The 21690-nt window shown below is 71.5% G+C and carries 19 protein-coding genes; 8 read left to right on the forward strand and 11 right to left on the reverse strand.

Features of this window, described 5'->3' with window-relative positions; all coding sequences use genetic code 11:
* Positions 1-48: 48 nt before the first annotated feature.
* The 5 genes from OWR29_RS44355 (at position 49) to OWR29_RS44375 (ending at position 5251) form a co-directional block, all read left to right on the forward strand.
* The gene (locus OWR29_RS44355) at positions 49-648 is read left to right on the forward strand and encodes a TetR/AcrR family transcriptional regulator (protein WP_267569664.1); all 600 of its coding nucleotides are present in this window, start codon (positions 49-51) and stop codon (positions 646-648) included.
* Positions 649-761: 113 nt separating this feature from the next.
* Positions 762-1859, forward strand: a complete 1098-nt coding sequence (locus tag OWR29_RS44360; protein WP_267569665.1) for a S8 family peptidase — start codon at positions 762-764, stop codon at positions 1857-1859.
* The gene (locus tag OWR29_RS44365; RefSeq protein WP_267569666.1) at positions 1852-2412 is read left to right on the forward strand and encodes an RNA polymerase sigma factor; all 561 of its coding nucleotides are present in this window, start codon (positions 1852-1854) and stop codon (positions 2410-2412) included. The genes OWR29_RS44360 and OWR29_RS44365 overlap by 8 nt, the downstream gene beginning before the upstream one ends.
* Positions 2412-2858 (forward strand): hypothetical protein, encoded by a 447-nt coding sequence (locus OWR29_RS44370; protein ID WP_267569667.1) that lies wholly within the window; start codon positions 2412-2414, stop codon positions 2856-2858. Before OWR29_RS44365 ends, OWR29_RS44370 begins: the two co-directional genes overlap by 1 nt.
* Complete coding sequence (locus OWR29_RS44375) at positions 2855-5251, forward strand: CHAT domain-containing protein (protein ID WP_267569668.1); 2397 nt, start codon at positions 2855-2857, stop codon at positions 5249-5251. Before OWR29_RS44370 ends, OWR29_RS44375 begins: the two co-directional genes overlap by 4 nt.
* On the opposite strand, the gene OWR29_RS44380 is transcribed toward OWR29_RS44375, so the two are convergent.
* Positions 5248-6279 carry a sialidase family protein gene (locus OWR29_RS44380; RefSeq protein WP_267569669.1) on the reverse strand — a complete coding sequence of 344 codons (1032 nt, stop codon included), beginning with the start codon at positions 6277-6279 and terminating at the stop codon, positions 5248-5250. The genes OWR29_RS44375 and OWR29_RS44380 overlap by 4 nt on opposite strands.
* A 17-nt stretch (positions 6280-6296) precedes the next feature.
* Here OWR29_RS44380 and OWR29_RS44385 point away from each other — a divergent pair, with 17 nt between their 5' ends.
* Positions 6297-7067, forward strand: a complete 771-nt coding sequence (locus OWR29_RS44385; protein ID WP_267569670.1) for an SMI1/KNR4 family protein — start codon at positions 6297-6299, stop codon at positions 7065-7067.
* Here OWR29_RS44385 and OWR29_RS44390 read toward each other — a convergent pair.
* The 4 genes from OWR29_RS44390 to OWR29_RS44405 are packed head-to-tail and all read right to left on the reverse strand — an operon-like array spanning position 7064 to position 10738.
* On the reverse strand, positions 7064-7507 hold the full coding sequence (locus OWR29_RS44390) for a GNAT family N-acetyltransferase (RefSeq protein WP_267569671.1): 444 nt from the start codon (positions 7505-7507) through the stop codon (positions 7064-7066). The genes OWR29_RS44385 and OWR29_RS44390 overlap by 4 nt on opposite strands.
* Before the next feature lie 3 nt (positions 7508-7510).
* Positions 7511-9040: an FHA domain-containing protein gene (locus OWR29_RS44395; protein ID WP_267569672.1), complete on the reverse strand. Its 1530-nt coding sequence runs from the start codon at positions 9038-9040 to the stop codon at positions 7511-7513.
* A gap of 22 nt (positions 9041-9062) precedes the next feature.
* Positions 9063-9710, reverse strand: a complete 648-nt coding sequence (locus OWR29_RS44400) for a chemotaxis protein CheB (RefSeq protein WP_267569673.1) — start codon at positions 9708-9710, stop codon at positions 9063-9065.
* 11 nt (positions 9711-9721) lie between these two features.
* Positions 9722-10738, reverse strand: coding sequence for an LLM class flavin-dependent oxidoreductase (locus tag OWR29_RS44405; protein WP_267569674.1), 1017 nt, complete (start codon positions 10736-10738; stop codon positions 9722-9724).
* Between the two features lie 490 nt (positions 10739-11228).
* On the opposite strand from OWR29_RS44405, the gene OWR29_RS44410 reads away from it, so the two are divergent.
* Entirely contained in the window at positions 11229-12134 is a 906-nt protein-coding gene (locus OWR29_RS44410) for a DMT family transporter (RefSeq protein WP_267569675.1), read from the forward strand.
* On the opposite strand, the gene OWR29_RS44415 is transcribed toward OWR29_RS44410, so the two are convergent.
* Complete coding sequence (locus OWR29_RS44415; RefSeq protein ID WP_267569676.1) at positions 12118-13752, reverse strand: methyl-accepting chemotaxis protein; 1635 nt, start codon at positions 13750-13752, stop codon at positions 12118-12120. The genes OWR29_RS44410 and OWR29_RS44415 overlap by 17 nt on opposite strands.
* A 60-nt stretch (positions 13753-13812) precedes the next feature.
* Between OWR29_RS44415 and OWR29_RS44420 the strand changes: the two genes are divergently transcribed.
* Positions 13813-14577 (forward strand): N-formylglutamate amidohydrolase, encoded by a 765-nt coding sequence (locus tag OWR29_RS44420; RefSeq protein ID WP_267569677.1) that lies wholly within the window; start codon positions 13813-13815, stop codon positions 14575-14577.
* Here OWR29_RS44420 and OWR29_RS44425 read toward each other — a convergent pair.
* The 5 genes from OWR29_RS44425 to OWR29_RS44445 form a co-directional block, all read right to left on the reverse strand.
* Positions 14570-15028 (reverse strand): molybdenum cofactor biosysynthesis protein, encoded by a 459-nt coding sequence (locus OWR29_RS44425; protein ID WP_267569678.1) that lies wholly within the window; start codon positions 15026-15028, stop codon positions 14570-14572. The two genes, OWR29_RS44420 and OWR29_RS44425, sit on opposite strands and share 8 nt — an antisense overlap.
* Positions 15029-15037: 9 nt before the next feature.
* Positions 15038-16336, reverse strand: a complete 1299-nt coding sequence (locus OWR29_RS44430; protein ID WP_267569679.1) for a neutral zinc metallopeptidase — start codon at positions 16334-16336, stop codon at positions 15038-15040.
* Positions 16337-16387: 51 nt separating this feature from the next.
* Complete coding sequence (locus OWR29_RS44435) at positions 16388-18004, reverse strand: ABC-F family ATP-binding cassette domain-containing protein (protein ID WP_267569680.1); 1617 nt, start codon at positions 18002-18004, stop codon at positions 16388-16390.
* 1789 nt (positions 18005-19793) lie between these two features.
* A complete protein-coding gene (locus OWR29_RS44440) occupies positions 19794-20609 on the reverse strand; it encodes a PhzF family phenazine biosynthesis protein (protein WP_267569682.1) in 816 nt (271 codons plus the stop codon).
* 55 nt (positions 20610-20664) lie between these two features.
* Positions 20665-21627 carry an aldo/keto reductase gene (locus OWR29_RS44445; RefSeq protein ID WP_267569683.1) on the reverse strand — a complete coding sequence of 321 codons (963 nt, stop codon included), beginning with the start codon at positions 21625-21627 and terminating at the stop codon, positions 20665-20667.
* Positions 21628-21690 lie beyond the last annotated feature (63 nt).

Below are 21690 nucleotides of genomic sequence, written 5' to 3' on the forward strand. Positions count from 1 at the left end.
CGAGTTGTTGGCGGAGTGTCAACAACGTCTTGCCGTAAGGTCATCTCCGTGAGTGTGCAGGCGGGACCGCGCCGCCGGCTGGAACCGGACGCGCGGCGGGAGCAGATCCTGTCGGTGGCCGTGCGGCTGTTCGGCGAACGCGGCTACGCCGACGTGTCCACGACCGACGTCGCCCGCACCGCCGGGGTGGCCCGCGGGCTGGTCAACCACTACTTCGGCACCAAGAAAGAGCTGTACCTCGACGTCATCCGGGTCATGCTGACCGTGCCCGAGGTCGCGATCACCGGGCTGCCCGCGGGCACCCTGCCGACCCGGGTCGACGCGATCGTGGACTGGTACCTCGACGTCGTCTCCCGGCACAGCCGATCCTGGCTGGCCGCCATCACGGCCGGCGGCATGGCCGGCGACACCGACGTCGACCGGGTGATCGCCGAGGCCATCGACGCCGCCGCCGATGCCGTGCTGCAGGCGATCGGAGAGCCCAAGCCCAGCCCCGCGCTGCACGCCCTGGCACGCTCCTATGTGGGCCTGGCCGTCTCGACCGCCCGCGAGTGGCTGCAGCGCGGCGTGCTCACCCGGGCCCAGGTGCACCGCCTGCTCGCCGCCACCTTGCTCACGATGGTGGAACAGGTCTTCCCCGACGCCTAGGGTCCAGCCGATCGACTGACTGTGCGGGTCGGCCGGGGTGGGAACGATGGGTATCTGCGCGCTCCGCAATGACCCGTCACGGGTACCCCAACCTCTCGTTCCCGGAGCCTGACATGGCTGACACGAAGCTCGAAGCAGACCGATACAGCGCTGACACTCTGACGATCGGCCCCGGCGTCGCCGTCGACGAACTGAACGTGCAGTTGCAGAAGGAAGGCCTCGGCCCGCTCATCGCCGCTCCCGGCCGCACCGCCGGGTCCCGCCGGATCGTCACCGTCGGCGACGGCCAGGCCGTGGCCGCGTTCGACGTGCTGCACGGCTCGGGCCACGACCTGCGGCTCGACAAGCTGCACGTCGGCGGCGTGGAGTTCATGGGCAAGCACTGGGGCCACGGCTTCACCTGGTCGGAGCTGACGATGCTGGAGAAGGACAAGCCGGCCCGGCCGCCGTGGGAGAAGCTGCCCGCCGGCCTGCGCCGCCCGGTGATCGCCCTGCTCGACACCGGCGTCGAGAAGCACCCGTGGATCGACGTCGGCACCACCGGCGATCCGTTCGTCGTGCACGCCGAGGAGGCCGACTGGCCGCGGCCGTTCCCGCGGATGCTGCCCGTGTTCGCTCCGGGCGCCGGTCCCGGCCGGGACGCCGGGCACGCCACCTTCATCGCCGGGCTGATCCGGACCGCCGCGCCCAGCGCGCGGGTGCTCTCGCTGCAGGTGATGGACGAGCACGGCAAGGTGCAGGAGTCGCGCATCTCCGAGGCCCTGAACTGGCTGGCCGAGTACGCCGGGCTGACCGGCCCCGACCCGGCCGCCGGCCGCCCGGTCGACGTGATCTGCATGGCGTTCGGGCGCGAACCCGACGACACCGACCCGTTCACCGAGGTCGAGGCGGCGATGAAACCGTTCGCCGACGCCGGCATCCCGCTGGTCGCCTCGGCCGGCAACGACCACCAGGACAAGAAGGTGATGCCAGCCGGATCCGACTCGGTCCTCGCCGTCGGCGCCGGCTTCGGCCGCTACCACGCCGACTTCAGCAACTACGGCGACTGGGTCGACCGCTACCGCGACGGCGTCGACGTGCTCGGCATCCTGCCCGGCACCGACCCCAACGGCGCCGACGGGCGCTGGGTGAAGTGGAGCGGCACGTCGTTCGCGGCCGCCACCTTCGCCGCCGATCTGGCCCGCCCGCAGGTCGACCGCGGCCATGTCTGACGTCCGGCTGGGCACGCTGCTCGAGCGGGCCCGCGACGGCGACCGCGACTCGCTGCACGAGCTGGTGCGTGAGCTGAACCCGGTGCTGTGGCGGGTCGCCCGCGGGCAGGGGCTGACGGCCGAGGACGCGGCCGACGTGGTGCAGACGTCGTGGCTCGAACTGCTGCGGCGGCTGCACGAGATCCGCACGCCGAGGGCCGTGACCGCCTGGCTCATCACCGCCACCCGCCGCGAGGCCTGGCACCGGCAGCAACGCGGCCGCCGCGATCTGCCCGACGGCGCGATCGCGCTCGACGGCCTGGCCGATCCCGGCCCGCCGCCCGACCAGCGGCTGCTCACCGACGAGCGCGACCGGGTTTTGTGGAGCCACTTCGCCCGGCTCTCGCAGCGCTGCCGGGAGCTGCTGGGCATCGTCGCCCAGGTGGCCCGGCCCGACTACTCGGCGATCGCCGAGGCGTACGGGATGCCGCACGGCAGCATCGGCCCGACCCGCGGCCGCTGCCTGGCCAAGCTGCGCGAGATGCTGCTGTCCGACCCGGCCTGGGGTGCCTGATGGACCCCGTGGACGCCGAGATCCTGCAGCGCATCGCCCGCTTCGACCCGCCCCCGGCCGACCTCGACGAGCGGGTGCTGTTCGCCATCGACCTCGGCTCGCTGGAGGCCGAGGTGGCCCACCTGGCCGAGGAGACCCTGGCCGGTTCCGGCGCGCGGGCGGCCGGCGAACGAACGCGCACGATCACGTTCGACGCCGACAGCCGCTCGGTCATGATCACCGTGGTCGAGCGCCCCGACAACCTCGTCCGCATCGACGGCTGGCTCGCCCCCGGGGCCGCGCTGCAAGTGGACCTGCGGCAGCCCGAGCCGGCCCCGCTGCGGACCGTGACGGCCGACGCCACCGGCCGGTTCGTGTTCGACGAAGTGCCGCACGGGCTGGCCCAGCTGCTCGTGCACGGCGACAACGGCGATGCCCGGGTGGTGACGCCATCGCTGGTGCTGTGACTCAGCTCGAGGGCCGGGCCGGCCGGCTCTACGCGGCCGGGGTCGAGGCCAGCGAGGACGGACGGCCGGCGCTGGCGGTGCGCCGGCTGCGGGCGGCGCTGCGGCTGGTCGCGTCCGATCCCGTACGGGGCCGGGTGCTGGTCACGCTGGCCTGGGCCGAAAGCGAGCGGGGCCGGGTGGATCTGGGCTTCCGCCTGCTCGACGAGGCCGAGCCGTTGCTGCCGCCCCCGGACCGGGCCGTGCTGCACGCCCAGCGCGCCGTGCTCCTGCATCGCAACGGCCGGGTCGAGCGCGCGCTGCCCGAGTTCGACCAGGCCATCGCCGGGCTGTCCGCAGCCGGGGAGCCCTTGGATCTCATCAAGGCCCTCAACAACCGCAGCCTCGTGCACCTGGACGCGGGCCGGGTGGCCGCCGCCCGCGCCGACCTGCAGCACGCGCTGCGGCTGGCCCGCGCCTGCGAGATGGCGTTCGCCGTGGCCCTGCTGACCGTCAACCTCGGGTACCTGGACGTGGTCGCCGGGGACCTGCCGGCTGCGCTCGGCGGATTTGCTTCGGCTCGTTCGACGTACGAGGAAATGGCCCCGGGACGCTTGCCGGCGCTGGCGATCGAACGGGCACGGGCGTTGGTGGCGGCCGGCTTGTTCCGCGAGGCCGACCGGGAGCTGGGCTCGGCCGTCGAGCAGGCCCGCGCTCAGGGGCAGGAACACACGGTGGCCGACGCGCTGCAGGTGCGGGCCGAGGCAGCTCTCCTGGCCGGGCGAACTGAATCGGCGGCGGCCTGGGCGGACGAGTGCCGAGTCCTTTTCGTACGGCGGGGGAACCGGCGACGGGCGGCGCTGGCCGCACTGGTCGTCCTGCGGGCCGGGCCGCCGGACGTCCGGACGGCTCGCCGTCTGGCTGCCTCGCTGCGCAAGCTCGGCCTGGAGGAGGACGCGCGGGTCGCCGATCTCGTCGCCGGTTCGGTGGCCCCCGGCCGTCGCCTCGACCGGCTGGACACGCGACTGCTGCGCCGGCTGACCCGGGCTGAACTCGCTCGTGCCGCCGGAAAGCCGGCGGACGCCGACCGTGAGCTCGCGGCCGGGATGGCCACCCTGCAACGGCATCGGGCCCGCTTCGGCTGCCTGGATCTGCAGACAGGCGCTTCGGCCCATGGGCGTGATCTGGCGGCGGCGGGGCTCGCGGCGGCCCTCGAGAGCGGTTCTCCGTCGGCCGTGCACCGGTGGTCCGAGCGGAGCCGGGCTCAAGCGCTCCTGCTGCCGGCCGTACGCCCGCCGGACGACCCGACGGCGGCCGCGTACCTCGAAGACCTGCGGCAGACCCGGTACGCGCTGCGGGCCGCCCAACTCGAAGGCCGGGCCACCTCCGCGTTGCGGGGGCGAGTGGAAGCCCTCGAGAGGCGGGTGCGGGAAAGCGCCTGGTCGATGCGCGGCGTTGAAGGGTCCGCGCAGGCGCCGGCCCCGCTGGGCTCGGTCCAGGGCCGCCTCGGAGACGAGACGGCCCTGGTGGCGTATCTCCGTTCGGGTGGGGTGCTGCGGGCGCTGGTCGTGACCCGGGCCCGGGCGATCGTCGTGCGGCTGGGGGAGTGGGCGGCCGCGGAGGAGGCGGTGCTGCGCCTGCGGGCCGACCTCGACACGTCCGCCGGTCGGGCGTTGCCGTCGCGGATGGCGGCTGCCGTAGCCGCGACCACCCGGCACGATGCCGAGGCGCTGCAACGGGCCGTGCTCGACCCGATCGCCTCGCTCGTCGGCGACCGTGCGCTCGTCGTCGTCCCGACCGGGGTCCTGATGACGGCGCCGTGGGCGCTGCTGCCGTTCTGCGCGGGCCGCCCGGTCACCGTCGCGCCGTCCGCCACCACGTGGGTGGCGGCGGCCCGCACCCGGCGGCCGGGTCCGGTCGCGCTGGTCGCGGGCCCCGGCAATCAGCGCGGCGAGGCCGAAATAGCCGACATAGCGAACCTGTACCCGGGCGCAACCGTGCTCGCCGGCGATACCGCCGCCACCCTGACCGCATTGGACGGCGCCGGCCTGGCTCACATCGCTGCCCACGGCCGCCACGAGGCCGAGAACGCCCTGTTCTCCGCGCTCGACCTGCACGGCGGCCCGCTGCTCGGCTACGACCTGCAACGCCTGCAGAGCCCGCCGCCCCTGGTCGTCCTGTCGAGCTGTGAGCTCGGCCTGACCGAGGTGCGCCCGGGCGACGAGACGTTCGGCCTGGCCTCCGCCCTGCTGGCCGCGGGTACCGCGACAGTGGTGGCCAGCGTCGCCCGGGTGGCCGACGGCGCCGCCCACGATGCCATGGTGAGCTTCCACCGCGCTTTGGCCGCCGGCCAGGAACCTGCGACCGCCCTCGCCGGAGCGGCCGCGGGCACCGGCTTCGTCTGCCTCGGCGCCTAGGAGCGGTAATCCGCCGCTGTTGTGAAGAAGCCGATCACCGTGGCCTCGTTCACGTCGAAGCCCAAAGTGAGGAACCGGCCCGGTTCAACCTCGACGCTGGACGGGTTGGCCTGGTCGGAGTGCCCCGAGTCGTACAGCTGCACATCCTCGTACCCGTCCCAGGTCTTCCGCGGGTCGCGCACCAGCCGCCCGACCGTCTCGCGGTGCTCGACCCAGCGCGACGACAGGTCGCCGTAGGTCACCAGCACCTCGCCCGAGCTCAGGGCCAGCGCGTGGTGCGACTGGGCCGGCATGTCGGTCGGCTGCTTCTCGGTCCACGTGTGGCCGTTGTCGGACGAGCGGGTGATGTACGCCCGGTTCTCGGTGGTCCGGATCAGCGCGACCAGCTCGCCGTCGTCCAGCAGGGTCAGCGTCGGCTCCTGGTAGTGGACGCCGCCCGCCTCGTCCTCGGCCAGCAGCACCTCGCTCTCGGCGGGCCAGGTGAGACCGCCGTCGGTGCTGCGCACGACCGTCGCCTGCATCCACTTGCGGCCGGGCAGCCGCCCGTACAGCGGCAGCAGCACGTCGCCGTTGGGCAGTTGGGTGGCCGCGCCGTGCGAGCACGCGAAGGTCGGCACGGCCGGGTGGTAGCGGCCGTTCTCGTGGATCATGTTGGTGCCGACCGGGATGTCGTCGCTCCAGGTGCGGCCGCCGTCGGTGCTGCGGCGCACGAAGGTGCCGTACGTCGAGTGCAGCGGCGGATTCGTGCTCCAGTTGATGACGAAGTAACTGAGCAGCACGGTGCCGTCGGCCAGCACCCCCAGCTTGGGGTCACGGTCGTCCCACTCCCCGTCGACCACCACCCTCGGCTCCGACCACGTCTCGCCCCCGTCGGCGCTCTCGACCAGGGTGAGCCGCCCGTCCGAGCGCACGTGGGCGGTGCCCTCGCGGTAGCCAGCCAGCAGGCGGCCGTCGGCCAGTTTCACGATGTCGGGAAAGTGCGCCAGCAGACCGTCTTCGGCCCGCGCCACAGTGAACGGCGTCGGCATGCTCAAACCTCCATGGTTTGCGAGTCCGCACCCATCTAACCGTCCCCGCCCCCGGCTCGCGCCCGCGCCCCGGGACGGGCGGTGGTGACCAGCGTAGAGTCGGCGGTATCGACACCACAGTCACGCTCTGGCGCGCGACCGGACAGGCCGAACTCGACGAGGTCGCCGGCTCGGGCTGGCGCGCCTGGCCGGCCCGCGACCTCGAGGCGGTGCTCGACCGGCGCCGGGCGACGAGGCTCGCCCGCGAGAACCCGGCCTATGTGACCCGCTTCGAGGTCGACCGGGCCTACCTCGGCGACCACGACACCGTCGTCCGGATCCCCGCCGCCGACATGGACGAGTTCAACAAGCACATCGCCGGCGCGATCGTCGAGGAGGCGGACTATCGCGGCCCGGTCGCCGACGACGAATTCGCCGAGGCGGAACAGGCGCTCGGCCGGCCGCTGCCCGCCGCCTGGCGCGAATACCTGCAGTCCCCGTCCTGGTTCCGCCGGGGCTGGCAGGCCGAGAGCGGCGCGTACGTCTGGCTGCACACGCCGCGCGAGATGCTCGAGATCCACGCCGCCTGGCAGGACTCGGTGGCCGCCCACCCCGGCATCGCGATCGTCGGCGGCGACGGCTCCCGCGAGCAGCTGGTGCTCGACCTGCGTCAGGATCCGTCGCCCGTGCTGCTGGCCGGCCTGGCCAGCGAGGGCTGGGACACCACGTTCCGCCAGTCGGCCGACGTCGCCGAGCTGATCGCCCGCGTCGAGGCCGGCACCTTCGAGTTCGACTTCGGCAAGGACTAGAGCCGCTTCGCGAAGAAGACCCGCTTGAAGCCCTGCTCGGTCGAACGCCCCACTTCACGGAATCCGCGCCGCGGGTAGTAGGCGATGTTCTCGGTCATCGCCTCGTTCGTGCAGAGCCGCACCTCGGGCAGCCCCAAGGCCCGCGCCTTCTCGTCGGCGAAGGCCAGCAGCAGTCCGCCCACCCCGTGCCCCTGCCCGGACGGCGCCACCGCGATGGTCACCACCTCGAGGTGGTCGTCGGACGTCTCCAGGTGCAGCATCCCGAGCAGGCCGGCGTCGCCGTCCACCACCCAGCAGCGTCCGAGGGCGACCAGTTCGGCGTAGTCGGCTTCCATCGGCATCGGCTTGCGCCCGATCCGGGGGATGTAGTGGGTGAACGCCTCGTCCACCAGCCGCCGCACGTCGTCCGCGTCAGTGTCGCGCGCGAGCCGCACGTCCATCGGTCACCCCTTCGCGAGCCGGGCCACGCCCACCGCCATCAGCACGAGTCCCACGGTCATCGCGCTCAGACCCACAACCATTCCCGCGTACGTCGAAATAAGCCACCACCCGACCCCGGCCACCGCGAGTCCCGCCCCCGTGGCCAGCAACGTCATCGAGCCGCCGCGGCTCCGCTCCGGCGGCGTGGACCGCACCGGGCGCGGCACGGCCGGCGAGTCGGTGTCCGTGAACTCCAGCCGCGTCCGCCCGATCCCGATCACGTCGCCCGGCCGCAGCGGTTCCCGCCCCTGCAACCGCCGCCCGTTCACGGTCGTGCCGTTGGTGCTGCCCAGGTCGTCCACCCAGAACCGGCCGCCGGACGGGCTGATCTCGGCGTGCCGCCGGCTCGCGTACGAGTCGGCCAGCCGCAGATCCGCATTGGGCGCCGTCCCGATCAGCACCCGCCGCTGCCGGGGCAGCCCGAACGACACCGGCTCTCCGTCGCCCGCCATGTACCGCACGGAAGCCGCCGGAGCCACCAGCGGCTGCGGCGCCGGGGATCGTGGCGGCGACACCGGCGCGACCGGCGGGCTGACCGGCGCGGCCGCGAAGTCCCGGGGCAGCAGCGCGCAGCCCTCGGCCACCGCCAGCTCCGGCTCCTTCACGGTCACCGCGGCCAGCCCGGACGCCGCCTCGACCAGCGACCACAGCAGCGGGATGCGGCTGCCCCCGCCGACCAGCAGCAGCGTCGTGGCCCCGCCCATCCCGGCCGCCGTCCGGGCGACCCGGGCCAGGATCGGCTGGGCCAGCGCCTCGAACTCCGTCCGGGTCACGGTCAGCTCGGTGTCGGCCAGCGGCACGGTGAACGACGCCGACTCCTCGATCGACAGCCGCTCCTTCAACGCCCGCAGCTCTTCCCACAGCAGCAGCCGCGCCGCGCGGTCGACCGCGGTCAGCGGGTCTTCGAGCCGGTGCCAGACGCCGCGGTCGTGCCCGGCGATCCACGCCCCGGCCAGCTCGGCCAGGCAGGTGTCGAGCCGGATGCCGCCCGTCCCGTCCAGCGTCTCGAAGGCCAGTTGGTCGTACCCGTCGTCCGTACGCCGGACCAGCCCCACATCGCAGCTGCTGGCCCCCGCGTCGACCACCAGAACCGTCCCGCCGCTCGGCAGCCGATCACCGAGCGCGGCCGCGGCCGCCACCGCCTCACCGACAACCTGGACGCCGCTCAGCCCGGCCCGCGAAACAGCCGAAGCCAGGGCCGCCTGTCGCGAACTGTCCCACTCGGACGGACAGGCCACGGTCGTCTCGACGGTTTCGGCACCGGCCGCGCGCCGCACTTCGACCGCCATCCGGGCCAGGTGCTGCGGCAGCAGCGAGCCCGCGTGCAGTGGATCGCGGTGTCCCGGATAGACCGGATCGGCCGAGGACGGCACGAGCGGGGAGCCCCCGGCCAGGACGGGCCGGGGCGGCATGCCCGGCGCGCGCAGCATCGTCACCGTGTGCGCGGTGCCGAGGCTGATCCCGGCCCGCCACAGCCGCGCCGGCATGGTCATGCCAGGCATCGTGCCACGTGAGCTAGCTCACGTGCTTGAGGATGGCCTCCGGGATCGCGTCGAGAGACAGCACCTTGTGCACCCGGCCGGTCATCGCGGCCGCGGCCGGCATGGCCGAGAATGCCGAACTGGCCACGTCCTGCGCCAGCACGGTGCCGCCGCAGTGGGCGATCGCGTGCACGCCGGCCTGGCCGTCGTGACCCATGCCGGTGAGGATGACGGCCAGCGCCCGGGTGCCACAGGTGACCGCGAGCGTCGACAGCATCAGGTCGGCCGACGGCCGGGCCGGAGGCAGCGCGCCGGTCGGGATCAGCCCGATCCGCGCCTCCGAGGTGACCAGCAGGTGCCGGGCGGGCGGCACGACCAGCACGTGACCCGGTTCCATCAGCATCTGGTCGGCCGCCACGTCGACCCGCAGCCGGGTGCCCCGGCGCAGGATCTCGGCCAGCTGACTAGCCCGGTTAGGGTCTTGATGCAGGGCCACGAGCACAACGGCGGGCAGATCGACCGGCAGCGGCGCCAGCACCCGGACCAGGGCTTCGACCCCGCCGGCCGAGGCGACCAGCGCGATCACCGGGAACGGGACCGGGAACGAGTCGGGCGAGGGCGCGTGGAGGCGGACCGCGACCGGTTCCATCGCGGACAGGTTGTCGACGCCGGATTCCGTCATCGCCGTCCAGATTACGCGGGCGACCATCCGATGGCCGAGGCGATGTGCTTGGTAATCGTCTCGAGGATCCGCGCGTTGTAGGCGACGCCGAGCTGGTTGGGCACCGTGAACAGCACCGTGTCGGCGGCCTGGACGGCGGCGTCCGCGGCGAGCTCCTCGGCGATCTTGTCGGGCTCCCCGGCGTACGTGCGCCCGAAGCGCGACCGCACCCCCTCGAGCAACCCGATCTGGTCCTCGTTCTCCTGCCCGCCGAAGTAGATCCGATCGATCTCCTCGGTGATCGGCAGCACGCTGCGCGAGATCGACACGCGCGGCTCCCAGTCGTGGCCGGCGTCGGCCCAGGCCTGCCGGTAGAGCGCGATCTGCTCGGCCTGCAGCTCGTCGAACGGCACGCCGGTGTCCTCGGACAGCAGCGTCGAACTCTGCAGATTCATGCCGATCCCGGCCGCCCACTGAGCCGTCGCGCGAGTGCCCGCACCCCACCAGATCCGCTCGCGCAGCCCCGGCGACTGCGGCTGGATGGCCAGCCCGCCGCTGATCCCCGTCCGGGCCGGATCAGTGCGAGCGACGGCCGCCCCCGAGATCGCCTGCAGGAAGATCTCGGTCTTGGACCGGGCCAGATCGGCCGCGTTCGTGCCCTCCGGCGGCACATAGCCGAACACCTCGGCCCCGCGCAGCACCGTCTCCGGCGACCCCCGGCTCACCCCCAGCTGCAGCCGGCCCCCGCTGATCAGGTCGGCCGCCGCCGCCTCCTCGGCCATGTAGAACGGGTTCTCGTACCGCATGTCGATCACGCCGGTCCCGATCTCGATCCGCGACGTCCGCGCCCCGATCGCCGCCAGCAACGGAAACGGCGACGCCAGTTGCCGCTCGAAGTGATGAACCCGCACGAACGCACCGTCGACGCCGAGCTCTTCCGCCGCCACAGCCAGTTCAATGGTCTGCAACAACGAGTCGGCGGCAGAGCGTGTCTGCGACCCGGCCGCATCCCGCCAATGCCCGAAAGACAAGAAACCGATCTTCTTCACGATTTCCCCAACTCAGCCGGTGTTTGATCGATTCCGCTGACGCTACCGATGTTGGTCACGCTTCCTATCTCGTACGAGCCATCGGGCGCAGCCTCGCTCGGAGCGCACCCTTCACCCGCGGCCGTGGTTTTCCTGTAAAGCGCACTCTTCACACCTTCGTGCGGCTCAGCCCCGCGTTTCGCGCACGGTCCAGGCCCTGCGGTGGCTCGGCCTCGCCTTTCGCGCACGGTTTACGCGTACCTGCGGCTGTGGTTGTGGCTCGGGTCTCGTGGGGCGTGCACCCTCTGCGTGGGGTCGGGAGCGGACCGTTACTATGGCCGCATGCGTCGCCCTATCGCGTTTTCGCCGCCCCGCTTCTGAGCGGGACGGCTGCTCGGCCTCGTCGCGTCCGGCCCTGACTCGGGCCCGCCGCGCATCGGCGCACCTTTTCAGCACGTCCCGCTTCCGCGACCACTTTTCTTCTTCGTCGCAGAAGCTGGAGCGATAACTCGTGCTTGTCTCTGAATACCCGCGAACCCGTGCGGCCAACGGGCTTCCGTATCTGATCGTTGCCGGTTTCCTGTGGGGTGCCGGCGGTCTCACCGGCACTCTGCTGGCCCGTGAGGGCGGCCTGTCGCCGCTCGGGGTGGCCGCCGGGCGGCTCGGCGTGGGCGGCCTGCTGCTGGTGGCCTTCCTCGTGGTCACCCGGCAGAAGTTCCCCCGCGGGCGGGCTGCCTGGACCCGCATCGTCGTGCTCGGCCTGCTGGCCGCCGAGTTCCAGGCCACCTACTTCGCCGCGGTGGCCCGCACCGGCGTCAGCCTGGCCACCCTGCTCACCATCGGCGCCTCTCCGGTGCTCGTGCTGCTCGCCGAGGCGGTCACCGGGCGCCGGCGGCTCACCCCGAAGGTCGTCGCCACCGCAGTGCTCGCCCTGGCCGGATTGGGCCTGCTGGTGGGCGTACCGGCGGACGGTCTTGACCTTGGCCGGATGCTCACCGGGGGCGGCTTCGCGTTGCTGGCGGCGACCGGCTTCGCGACCATGACCCTGGTCGCGGCCCGCCCGGTCGAGGGCCTGGACGAACTGGTCTCGACCGGGGTCGGCTTCACGCTGGGCGCGATCGCCCTCGCCCCGCTGGCCGTCGCCGGTGGCCTCAGCTTCACGGTCACGCCTGCCTCGATCGCGCTGCTGCTGGCCCTGGGCGTCGGCCCCACGGCGCTCGGCTATGCCGCGTACTTCCGGGGTCTGCGGACCAGCGCGGCCGGCACCGCCGCGCTCATGGCCCTGCTGGAACCGCTGGTCGGCACGGCGCTGGCCGTCCTGATCCTGGGGGAGAGGCTGGGCGCGGCCGGCTGGGTCGGCGCGGTCCTCCTGATCGTCGCTCTAGGGCTGGAGAGCAGGTCTAGCGCTGTGAAGTGATCTGGAACTGGTCGACGATGCCCTGCAGCTCGCGCGACATCTCCTCGAGGCGGTGGGCGGTCTGCTGGGCCTCGTCGACGCCGGCCGACGTCACCTGGGCGGCCGTCGCCACCCCGGTGACGCTGGACGCGATGTCGCCCGAGCCGGTGGCCGCCTCGACGATGTTCCGGCTCATCTCGGCGGTCGTCGCCGTCTGCTCCTCCACGGCGGCGGCGATCGTCGTCGAGTGCTCGTTGACCGACTCGATGATGTGGCTGATCTGGTCGATGGCGGCGACCGCCTCGGTGGTGTCGTGCTGGATGGCCTGCACCCGGGCCGCGATGTCGTCGGTCGCCTTGGCCGTCTCCTGAGCCAGGTCCTTGACCTCGCTGGCCACCACGGCGAAGCCCTTGCCGGCCTCGCCCGCCCGGGCCGCCTCGATCGTCGCGTTCAGGGCGAGCAGGTTGGTCTGCTCGGCGATGGCCGTGATCAGCTTGACCACCTCGCCGATCTCGGCGCTGGAGCGGCCCAGCTGGCCGATCGTCTCGCCGGCCCGGCGGGCACTGTCCACGCCGCTGGCCGCCACCGCCGCGGCCTGGCTGGCGCTGCCGGAGATCTCGCGGATGGCCGCGTTCATCTCCTCGGTGCCGGCGGCCACGGTCTGCACGCTGCGCGACACCTCCTCGGCCGACGAGGCGACCCGGTCGGACTGCCCGGACGCGTCGGCCGCGGCCGCGGCGATCCGGGCCGAGGCGGTGCTCAGCTCCTGCGAGGCGCCGGACAGTGTGCGGCTGTTGTCGCTGATCCGGCCGAACGCGGTCAGCAGCACTTCGAGGGTGCTGTTGACGGCCCGGCCCATCACGCCGAGTTCGTCGTGGCTGCCGTCGGGCGCCCGTACGGTCAGGTTCTTGTCGGCCACCTCGCGCAGCGTGGCCACGGTCTGGCTCAGCGGCCCGGTGATGCTGCGGGTGACCAGCACGGCCAGGATCGCGGCCAGGCCCAGCGCCAGCAGCCCGGCCACGATCATGAAAGTGGCCGCGGTGGAGGCGGCCGAGTGGGCCTCCTTCTCGGCCGCCGTGGCCGTGGCGGTGGCCGAGGCCAGCAGGGTCTCGATGGTGCCGATGATTTTGGACATCTGCTCGTTGGCGGCGCCCGCGACCAGGTCGCTGCCCCGGTCGCGGCCGCTCGCGGTGCCCGCCCGGAACAGCTCGACGACCTGCTGGTCGACCTTCATGTACTCCGCGAAGGCGCTCTCCGCGGTGTCGATGGAGGCGCCCTCGTCGCCGCCGAGCTGGTCGGCCCGCAGGGTGGCCAGGGCCTGCCGGAAGCTCTCCGTCGCCGCGATGAAGTTCTTGCGCTGCCCGACCGAGTCGGAGGCCGCGCCGGCCACGCCGCGCAGCACGTCGAACGCGTAGCCGTTCTGCCAGCCGTTGAGATCGGCCGTGCGGTACATGGCGTTCAGGGAGTCCTGGCGCAGGTCGGCCGCCGCCGCGAGCCGTCCGGTGGCGTCGGACGCCTTGCTCTGCCCCCACAGGCCGATGCCGAGCGCGACCAGCATGCACAGGCACACGCCGGTGAACGCGCCGCCCAGGCGCACACCGATCCGGATGTTGCTGATGAAGCGGGTGAGCGTCGCCACCGCTTCACGCTAAGGCGTGCTCAGGAAAAATGAGCCTGATTCGCGATCTATCCTGGTCAGGTGGTCTTTCACGTCCGGCCCGGGGACGCGCGCTCGCCGGTGATCCTGCACGTTCCGCACGCCTCGCGCGAGCTCACGCCGGCCGCCCGGGCGTCGATCGTGCGGAGCGACGACGAGCTGGCCGACGAACTCGACCACCTGACCGACGCCCACACCGACGTGATCGCCGCGAGGGCGGCGGAGGCTTCGGCCGTACGACCCTGGGTGTTCACCAACGAACTTTCGCGGCTGGTCGTCGACCCCGAGCGCTTCCCGGACGAGCGGGAGGAGATGCGGGCGTCCGGCATGGGGCCCGTCTACACCCACGGGTACGCCGGTCGGCGGCTGCGAGCCGACGACGGTGATCACGGCTTGCTGGACGAGCATTTCCATCCGTACGCGCAAGCAATGACCGACCTGGTGGCCGAGCGCCTGGAAGCCACGGGCCGGGCAGTGATCGTCGACGTCCACTCGTACCCCACCGAGCCGCTGCCCTACGAGCTGCACGGCGACGGCCCGCGCCCGCCGGTGTGCCTGGGCGCCGACGACTTCCACACCCCGCCGTCGCTGCTGCCGGCCGGCTTCGGCCCGTACGCGACGCTGGTCAACACCCCGTTCGCCGGCTGCTACGTGCCGCTGCGCTACTACCGGCAGGAGCCGGCGGTGACCGCCGTGATGATCGAGATCCGCCGCGACACCTACATGAAAGAGCCCGGCGGCGCCCCGCACGCGGGCCTGGCCGACGTCGCGGCCGCGCTGACCGGCCTCGTCGCACGGGTCACCTGAGCGGCCCGACCCGCAGAATCCCGTCGTCGAGCGGCGTGCAGCGGACGCCGCCCTTGCCCCGCAGGGCCTTCCACGCTCCCGGCCCGACCGTCACATCCATCCACGCGCACGGGTGCGCCCGGCGATTGACCTGCATCCGGACCGGACCGTCCCCGGAATCGAGCGTCAGCACCGAGCCGACCAGGTCGTCGACCGGCAGCCCCGCGACCAGGATGTTGCGCCGCACCGCGAGCAGCCCGGTGCCCGGCGGCAGCGACTCCTGGCTGATCACCGTCACGCTGGCGTCGCGGTGCGCGGGCTGGTTGAAGTACCGATCACCGACGATCCCCAGCCCGGCCCGCACCCGTACGCAATCGACCAGCTCACCCACCGGAGCGAGCGCCGGCCCGTCCGACGGGCGCCCCTCGAACCGGTGCACCGGCGAAGCGAGCAGCTCCACGATCTCCGGCACCCGGCGATGTTAGCCGGTGCAGGCGTCGAGCCCCTTGAGCGTGCCCTCGCGGTAGGCGCCGATGCGGTCGAACGCGGTCGGCCCGGTGCCCTCGGCGTTGCGGCCGAACGCCAGCAGCGCCTGCACGGCCTCGTCGAGGTCGCCCGGGGAGAGGGTCAGCTCGCTGCCCGGAGGCCGGGTCAGCAGGTCGTTGGTCCACGCGCCGGCCAGGCAGTCGACCGCCAGCTGGCCCTGCTCGGTGCGGGTCTCCTGCCCGCGGCGGGTCTGCACGGCGCGGGAGAACAGGTCGCCCAGCATCATGCCGAGCGCGAAGTCGCCGATCCGCTGGTGCAGGGCCGGGCCGAGGCGGGTGCTGTCGAACGCCGCGAAGTCGCCGTCCGGGCAGTAGAAGGCCGCGCCCTCGGCCGCCGCGTCCGGGTTGGCGCATTCCGGTGGCTCGCCGGCCCGGAACGGCTGGAGGGGCAGGTCGGCCCAGGCCTGGCCGTTGGTCAGCTCGGGGTAGGTGCGCTGCCAGTACTTCTGGGCGTCGTCGGCCAGGGCGCTGACCGCCCGGTCGTACTCGAGGTTGCCGCCGCTGGCCTGATCCTCCGGCGTGCTGAACGGCACCTCGGTGACGGGCAGGTTCCGGGCGCGGTAGCCGGCGCAGGTGGTGACGCCCTCATCCACGCCGTCCTGCAGCGCGCGGATCCGGTCGAACGCGTTGCCGTGCGCGCCCTCGGCCAGGGCCGGGGTGCCGGGCTGGTCGCGCAGCGAGAGCATGCCGGCCACCGTGTCGTCGAGCTGGCTCGCGGTCACGTCCTTGAACGCGGTCGACTTCCCGGCCAGCACGTCGGCCAGCCAGGCCCCGGCGTAGCAGTCGGCCTGCTGCTCCAGCACCACGGTGGGCTGGTTGTCCGGGCCGATCCGGGCCTGGATGGCGTGCCCGTACTCGTGGGCCATGACGAAACCGACCAGCAGATCGCCGTACGTCTCCTGCAGTTCGGGGATCAGCTGATCGGCGTCCCAGGCGATGAAGTCGTCGGGCGGGCAGTAGAACGCGTTCGGCTGGTAGTCGCTCGCCTGCCCGCCGCAGGCCGGCGGCGGATCGTTGCGGGTGTACGGGAACTTGCCGCCCTGCACCGGGGTGAACCGGGCGCCGTCGGCGACCGTGCCGAAGTTCGCCGCCCAGAAACGTTCGACGTCCTGCAGGGCCGGCGTCACCACGTCCTGGCGCGGCGCGGCCTGCCGCTGGTCGGGCTGGATGTCCACGATCGAGCACCCGCCGAGCAGGCCGATCGCCGCGACCAGCGCGATGGTGGACTGACGCATGGGACCTCCTGGTCGAGACGTGACCACGGTAGTTCCCCGCGTCGATGCGCTTTACCCAGTGACTTTCCCGTCGGCCACCTCGAGGTGCCGGGTGATGGTGACCGCCTCTAGCATGCGCCGGTCGTGGGTGACGAGCAGAAGCGTTCCCGTGTACGAGGTCAGGGCCGACTCGAGCTGCTCGATCGCCGCCAGGTCGAGGTGGTTGGTCGGCTCGTCCAGCACCAGCAGGTTGACCCCGCGCGCCTGCAGCAGCGCCAGCGCGGCCCGGGTCCGCTCACCCGGCGACAGGCTGGCCGCCGGCCGGGGCACGTGCGCCGCCCGCAGCCCGAACTTGGCCAACAGCGTTCGTACGTCAGCGTCGCTCATCTCCGGCACGGCCTCACCGAACGCCACCATCAGCGACTTCTCGCCGAGGAAAAGCCCCCTCGCCTGGTCGATCTCCCCCACGACCACCCCCGAGCCAAGGTGCTCCACGCCCTCGCTCAGCGGAATCCGCCCCAGCAGCGCACCCAGCAGAGTGGACTTGCCCGACCCGTTGCTCCCCGTGATGGCCACCCGATCGGCCCAGTCGATCTGCAAAGTGACCGGCCCCAACGTGAAGTCACCACGCCGCACGACAGCATCACGCAAGGTAGCCACCACAGACCCGGACCGCGGAGCCGCCGCGATCTCCATCCGCAGCTCCCACTCCTTGCGAGGCTCCTCGACAACCTCCAGCCGCTCGATCATCTTCTCGGTCTGCCGAGCCTTGGCCGCCTGCTTCTCACTGGTCTCGCCCCGCTGATGCTTGGCGATCTTGTCGTTGTCCGGAGCCTTCCGCCGAGCGTTACGCACCCCCTTGTCCATCCAGGCGCGCTGCATCCGGGCCCGCTCGAGCAGATCGTCCTTCTTGTCCGCGTACTCCTCGTACTGCTCCCGCGCGTGCCGCCGCCCCCGCTCCCGCTCCTCGAGGTAGCTGGCATACCCGCCGCCGTACAGGTTGACCTGCTGCTGAGCCAGGTCAAGTTCCAGAACCTTGGTCACCGTACGGCTGAGAAATTCCCGGTCGTGGCTGACGAGCAGGATGCCCTTGCTCTGGCGCTGGATGAACTGCTCCAGCTGCTGCAATCCGTCCAGATCGAGGTCGTTGGTCGGTTCGTCGAGCAGAAAGATGTCGTACCGGCTGAGCAGCAGAGACGCCATGCCCGCGCGGGCCGCCTGCCCACCGGACAGGGCAGTCATCAACTGGTCGAGGTTATCGGCCACTTGCTCGGCCCGCTCGTCGAAATCGGCGCCGCCCAGGTCGAGCCACCGCTCCAAGGCCGTGGCGTACTCGTCGTCGGCGCCGGGCTTGCCTTCGGTCAGGTCTTGGGTGGCTTTGTCGAGCGCCGCCTGAGCCGGGCCGACACCGGTGCGGCGGGCCAGAAAGTCACGGACCGTTTCACCTTCGCGGCGCTCCCTTTCCTGGGGGAGGTAGCCGACGTTGGCGGTCGGTGGGCTCAGGGAGATCGAGCCGCTTTCCCGGGGGAGGAGGCCGGCCAGGGTGCGCATCAAGGTCGTCTTGCCGGAGCCGTTCACCCCGACCAGGCCTATGGTGTCGCCCGGAGCGACCACCAGGTCGAGGTTGGAGAAGAGGACGCGGTCGCCGTGCCCAGCGGCTAGATCCCGGGCAATTAAGGTGGCACTCATCGCGGGGTCATCTTATGCCTGTCGGGGATGTTGGCCGGCGTGGTGGTCGGGGTGGGTGCGGCCGGTTTTGGTGGTTGGGCGGCTGGCCAGGCCATCGGCGTCGTGGTCTTTGTGGGTGCGGCCTGTTGCGGTTCGCTGGTGGTTGCGCGGCATGCCAGGCCAGCAGCGTCGTGGTCTTTGTGGGTGCGGCCTGTTGCGGTTTGTTGGTGGTTGCGCGGCTAGCCAGGCCACCGGCGTCGTGGTCGAGGCGAGTGGGGCAGGTTGCGGCGGGGGTCGGTTGAGGGCGTCTTTCTGGGTGGCGTGGGAGATGTGCTTTCTTTCGATTCCGCTATGCGAGTGATTTCTCTTGAACGGCAAGTCGTTGGTTTGTTGTATTGCCGTGTCTTGGTTCTTGGGATTTCTTCTCGCGCGTGATCACTCTGCCTGCCGCTCTTCTGTGCGCATGAATTGGCCGGCGAACGATCGGGCGAGGGCGCGGCGAGCAGCGCAACCGCGCCAGCTGGTGAGCCAACTTGGTGATGATTAATTCTATATCTGACGTGGAATACCGGCGGTTGCCAGATCGAACCAAATGCAAGGTTGGCATGATCGAGAGCCGATCGCCCCGGGCTTTTGGGCGCGGGTTGCGGGACAATATTCCTATGGGGCAGTTGCAATTCTTCACCTCGGCACAGCTGGCCACAATGAGAGACCGAACCCGCCGCCGAAACTATTCTCCCAGCGGCGAAGAGTTCCGCAAGGAACACGAACGCCACCGCGCCTGGGGCCTTCAGCAACGCCACGCCCTCAAGCGCGCCCGCCTGAGCTGCCAACGCCGAGCGATCATCGACCCCGAACCCCACCACGACCCCGCGCCGCCGCCACCACCCGAACCTCCGGCCAGCACTCCTACCGCCCCGCCCGCAGACCAACGCCAGTCCTCGCCCAAAGAAGTCGAAGTCCGCGACGCAGCCGCAGATTCACCGACCATCGCCGCCGAGGCCCCACCCGACGACGTTCCCGTCGAGCCCACCTCCACCAGCAACAACGTCACCGCGACCCAAGACCCCACCCCGTCGGCCCAGCCCCGCCCCCGAACAGCCGGCCAACCACCCAAAGATCCAAAAAGCCAACGCAGCGCCCCGAACTCACAGCGAGTGTTGAGCCGCGCAACCACCAGCGACCCGCGACGGGCCGCACTTAGAAAGACCACGACGCTGCTGGCCTGGCGAGCCGCGCAACCACCAGCGAACCGCGACGGGCCGCACTCACAAGGGCCACGACGCTGCTGGCCTGGCAAGCCGCGCAACCACCAGCGAACCGCGACGGGCCGCACTCACAAGGGCCACGACGCTGCTGGCCTGGCAAGCCGCCCAGCCACCAGCAGACCGCGACGGGCCGCACTCACAGAGACCACGACGCTGCTGGCCTGGCAAGCCGCCCAGCCACCAGCAGACCGCGACGGGCCGCACCCACAGAGACCACGACGCTGCTGGCCTGGCGAGCCGCGCAACCACCAGCAAACCGCAACAGGCCGCACCCACAGAGACCACGACGCTGCTGGCCTGGCAAGCCGCGTAAACACCAGCGACCCGCGACGGGCCGCACCCACAAGAACCACGACGCTGCTGGCCTGGCCAGCCGCGCAACCACCAGCAAACCGCGACGGGCCGCACCCACAAAGGCCACGACGCTGCTGGCCTGGCAAGCCGCGCAACCACCAACAAACCGCAACAGGCCGCACCCACAAAGACCACGATGGCGCCACCCGAACAGGCCCCGCTCAGCCCATCCAAGACGTCGGTGGCCCCTAGGAAAGCGCCACAGCAGCCCCACTAACCATCACCCCAGGCTCCCCAGGCACAAGCCTCACCGTCAGCCGGCTGGCCCGCCCCAGATCATCCCCTTGACGCAAATGCAGAACCGCGTCAGGCGACACCAACCGCAAAGCCCGCAAATACCCCCCAAGCGCCGCCGCAGCGGCCCCCGTGGCCGGGTCCTCTACCACCCCACCAACCGGGAACGGATCCCGCACGTCAAAACTGTCCGGCCCCGTGCGGTAGACCAGCTGAATGGTCGTCCACCCGTGCGACTCCATCAACGCCTTCAAGGCGTCGAAGTGGTAATCCAGCTGCGCCAGCCGCGAACGGGAGCCAGCCGCGATGATCGGGTGATAAGCCCCGGCGTAAGCAATCTGCGGCGGCAGAGACGGGTCGAGGTCGTCGGCCGACCAGCGCAGCGCGGTGAGCAAAGCCGCCAGCGTCGACGGGGGCAGCTCGTCGATGGTTGGCGCGACGCTGGTCAGCGTGGCCTGCCCGTCGGCGACCAGCACCGGCACGTCGCCGGAGTTGGTTGTGAAGACGTAGGAGCCGGCTCCCAGCGCCACCCCGGTGGCCACCGTCGCGTGGCCGCAGAACGGGACCTCGGCCAGCGGGCTGAAATACCGCACCCGGTATCGCCCGCCGCCGAGGTCGCGCGTTACGAAAGCCGTCTCCGAGTAGCCCACGTCGGCCGCTATCTTCAGCATGGTCGCGTCGTCCAGGGTCGATGCGTCCAGCACCACGCCGGCCGGGTTGCCGCCCGCGGGATCTTCGCTGAAAGCCACGTATCGCTGCACCACCGTCATGGGCGTCAGCCTGCCGTCCGTACGGGAAGCGCGCCAGAGGAATTAGGCCACGACGTCAGACCCAGGTGGGGGTCATGCCGCCGGCGTAGCGTGCGCCGACGCCGCCGGACGGCAGAATCTTGGCGATCGCGGCCAGGTCGTCGGCGGAAAGCGACAGGGAAGCGGCCGCGATGTTCTCCTCGACGCGGGCCACGTTGCGGCTGCCGGGGATGGGCACGATGTCTTCGCCCTGGGCCAGCAGCCAGGCCAGCGCGAGCTGTGACACTGTGGCGCCCCGACTGGCAGCGAGTTCGCTCAGACGACGTACGGCGTCGAGGTTTTGCTCGTAGTTGCCGGGCTGCCAGCGCGGGTCGTGGCGGCGCATGTCGGACTCGTCGTAGTCGGCGGCCGGCTTGGCCGCGCCGGTCAGGAAGCCGCGGCCCAGCGGGGAGTAGGCCACGAAGCCGATGCCCAGCTCGCGCAGCGTGGGGAACAGTTGCTCGACGTCGCGCTCGAACAGCGAGTACTCCGTCTGCAGCACCGACACCGGCTGCACCGCGTGCGCTTTCCGGATGGTGGAAGTGCCGGCCTCGCTGAGCCCGAAGTACTTCACTTTGCCGGCGTCGATGAACTCCTTGACCGTGCCGGCCACGTCCTCGATCGGCACGTCGGGGTCGACGCGGTGCTGGTAGAGCACGTCGATCGTGTCCACGCCCAGGTAGCGCAGGCTGTTCTCGACGACCTCGCGGATGTGCGCGGGGCGGCTGTCGAAGCCGAAGTCGCGCGTGAAGCCGAACTTGGTGGCGATGACGATCTCGTCGCGGAAGTCCTTGACGGCGCGGCCGACGACCTTCTCGTTCTCGCCCCACCCGTACAGCTCGGCGGTGTCGAAGAAGGTGACGCCCAGGTCGTGGGCCTTGCGGATGGCGTCGATGCCGTCCTGCTCGTCGCCGGGGCCGTAGGCCAGGTTGATGCCCATCGCGCCGTAGCCGATGGCGGAGACGGTCAGGCCCTGCGTGCCGAGAGTGCGTTGCTGCATGATGATCTCCAAACCAAACTGTTTGGTTTGACCCTAGCCCGTGATCGGGCGGACGCCAATCCG

The sequence above is a fragment of the Paractinoplanes pyxinae genome, assembly GCF_026626335.1.
GTDB lineage: Bacteria > Actinomycetota > Actinomycetes > Mycobacteriales > Micromonosporaceae > Actinoplanes > Actinoplanes pyxinae.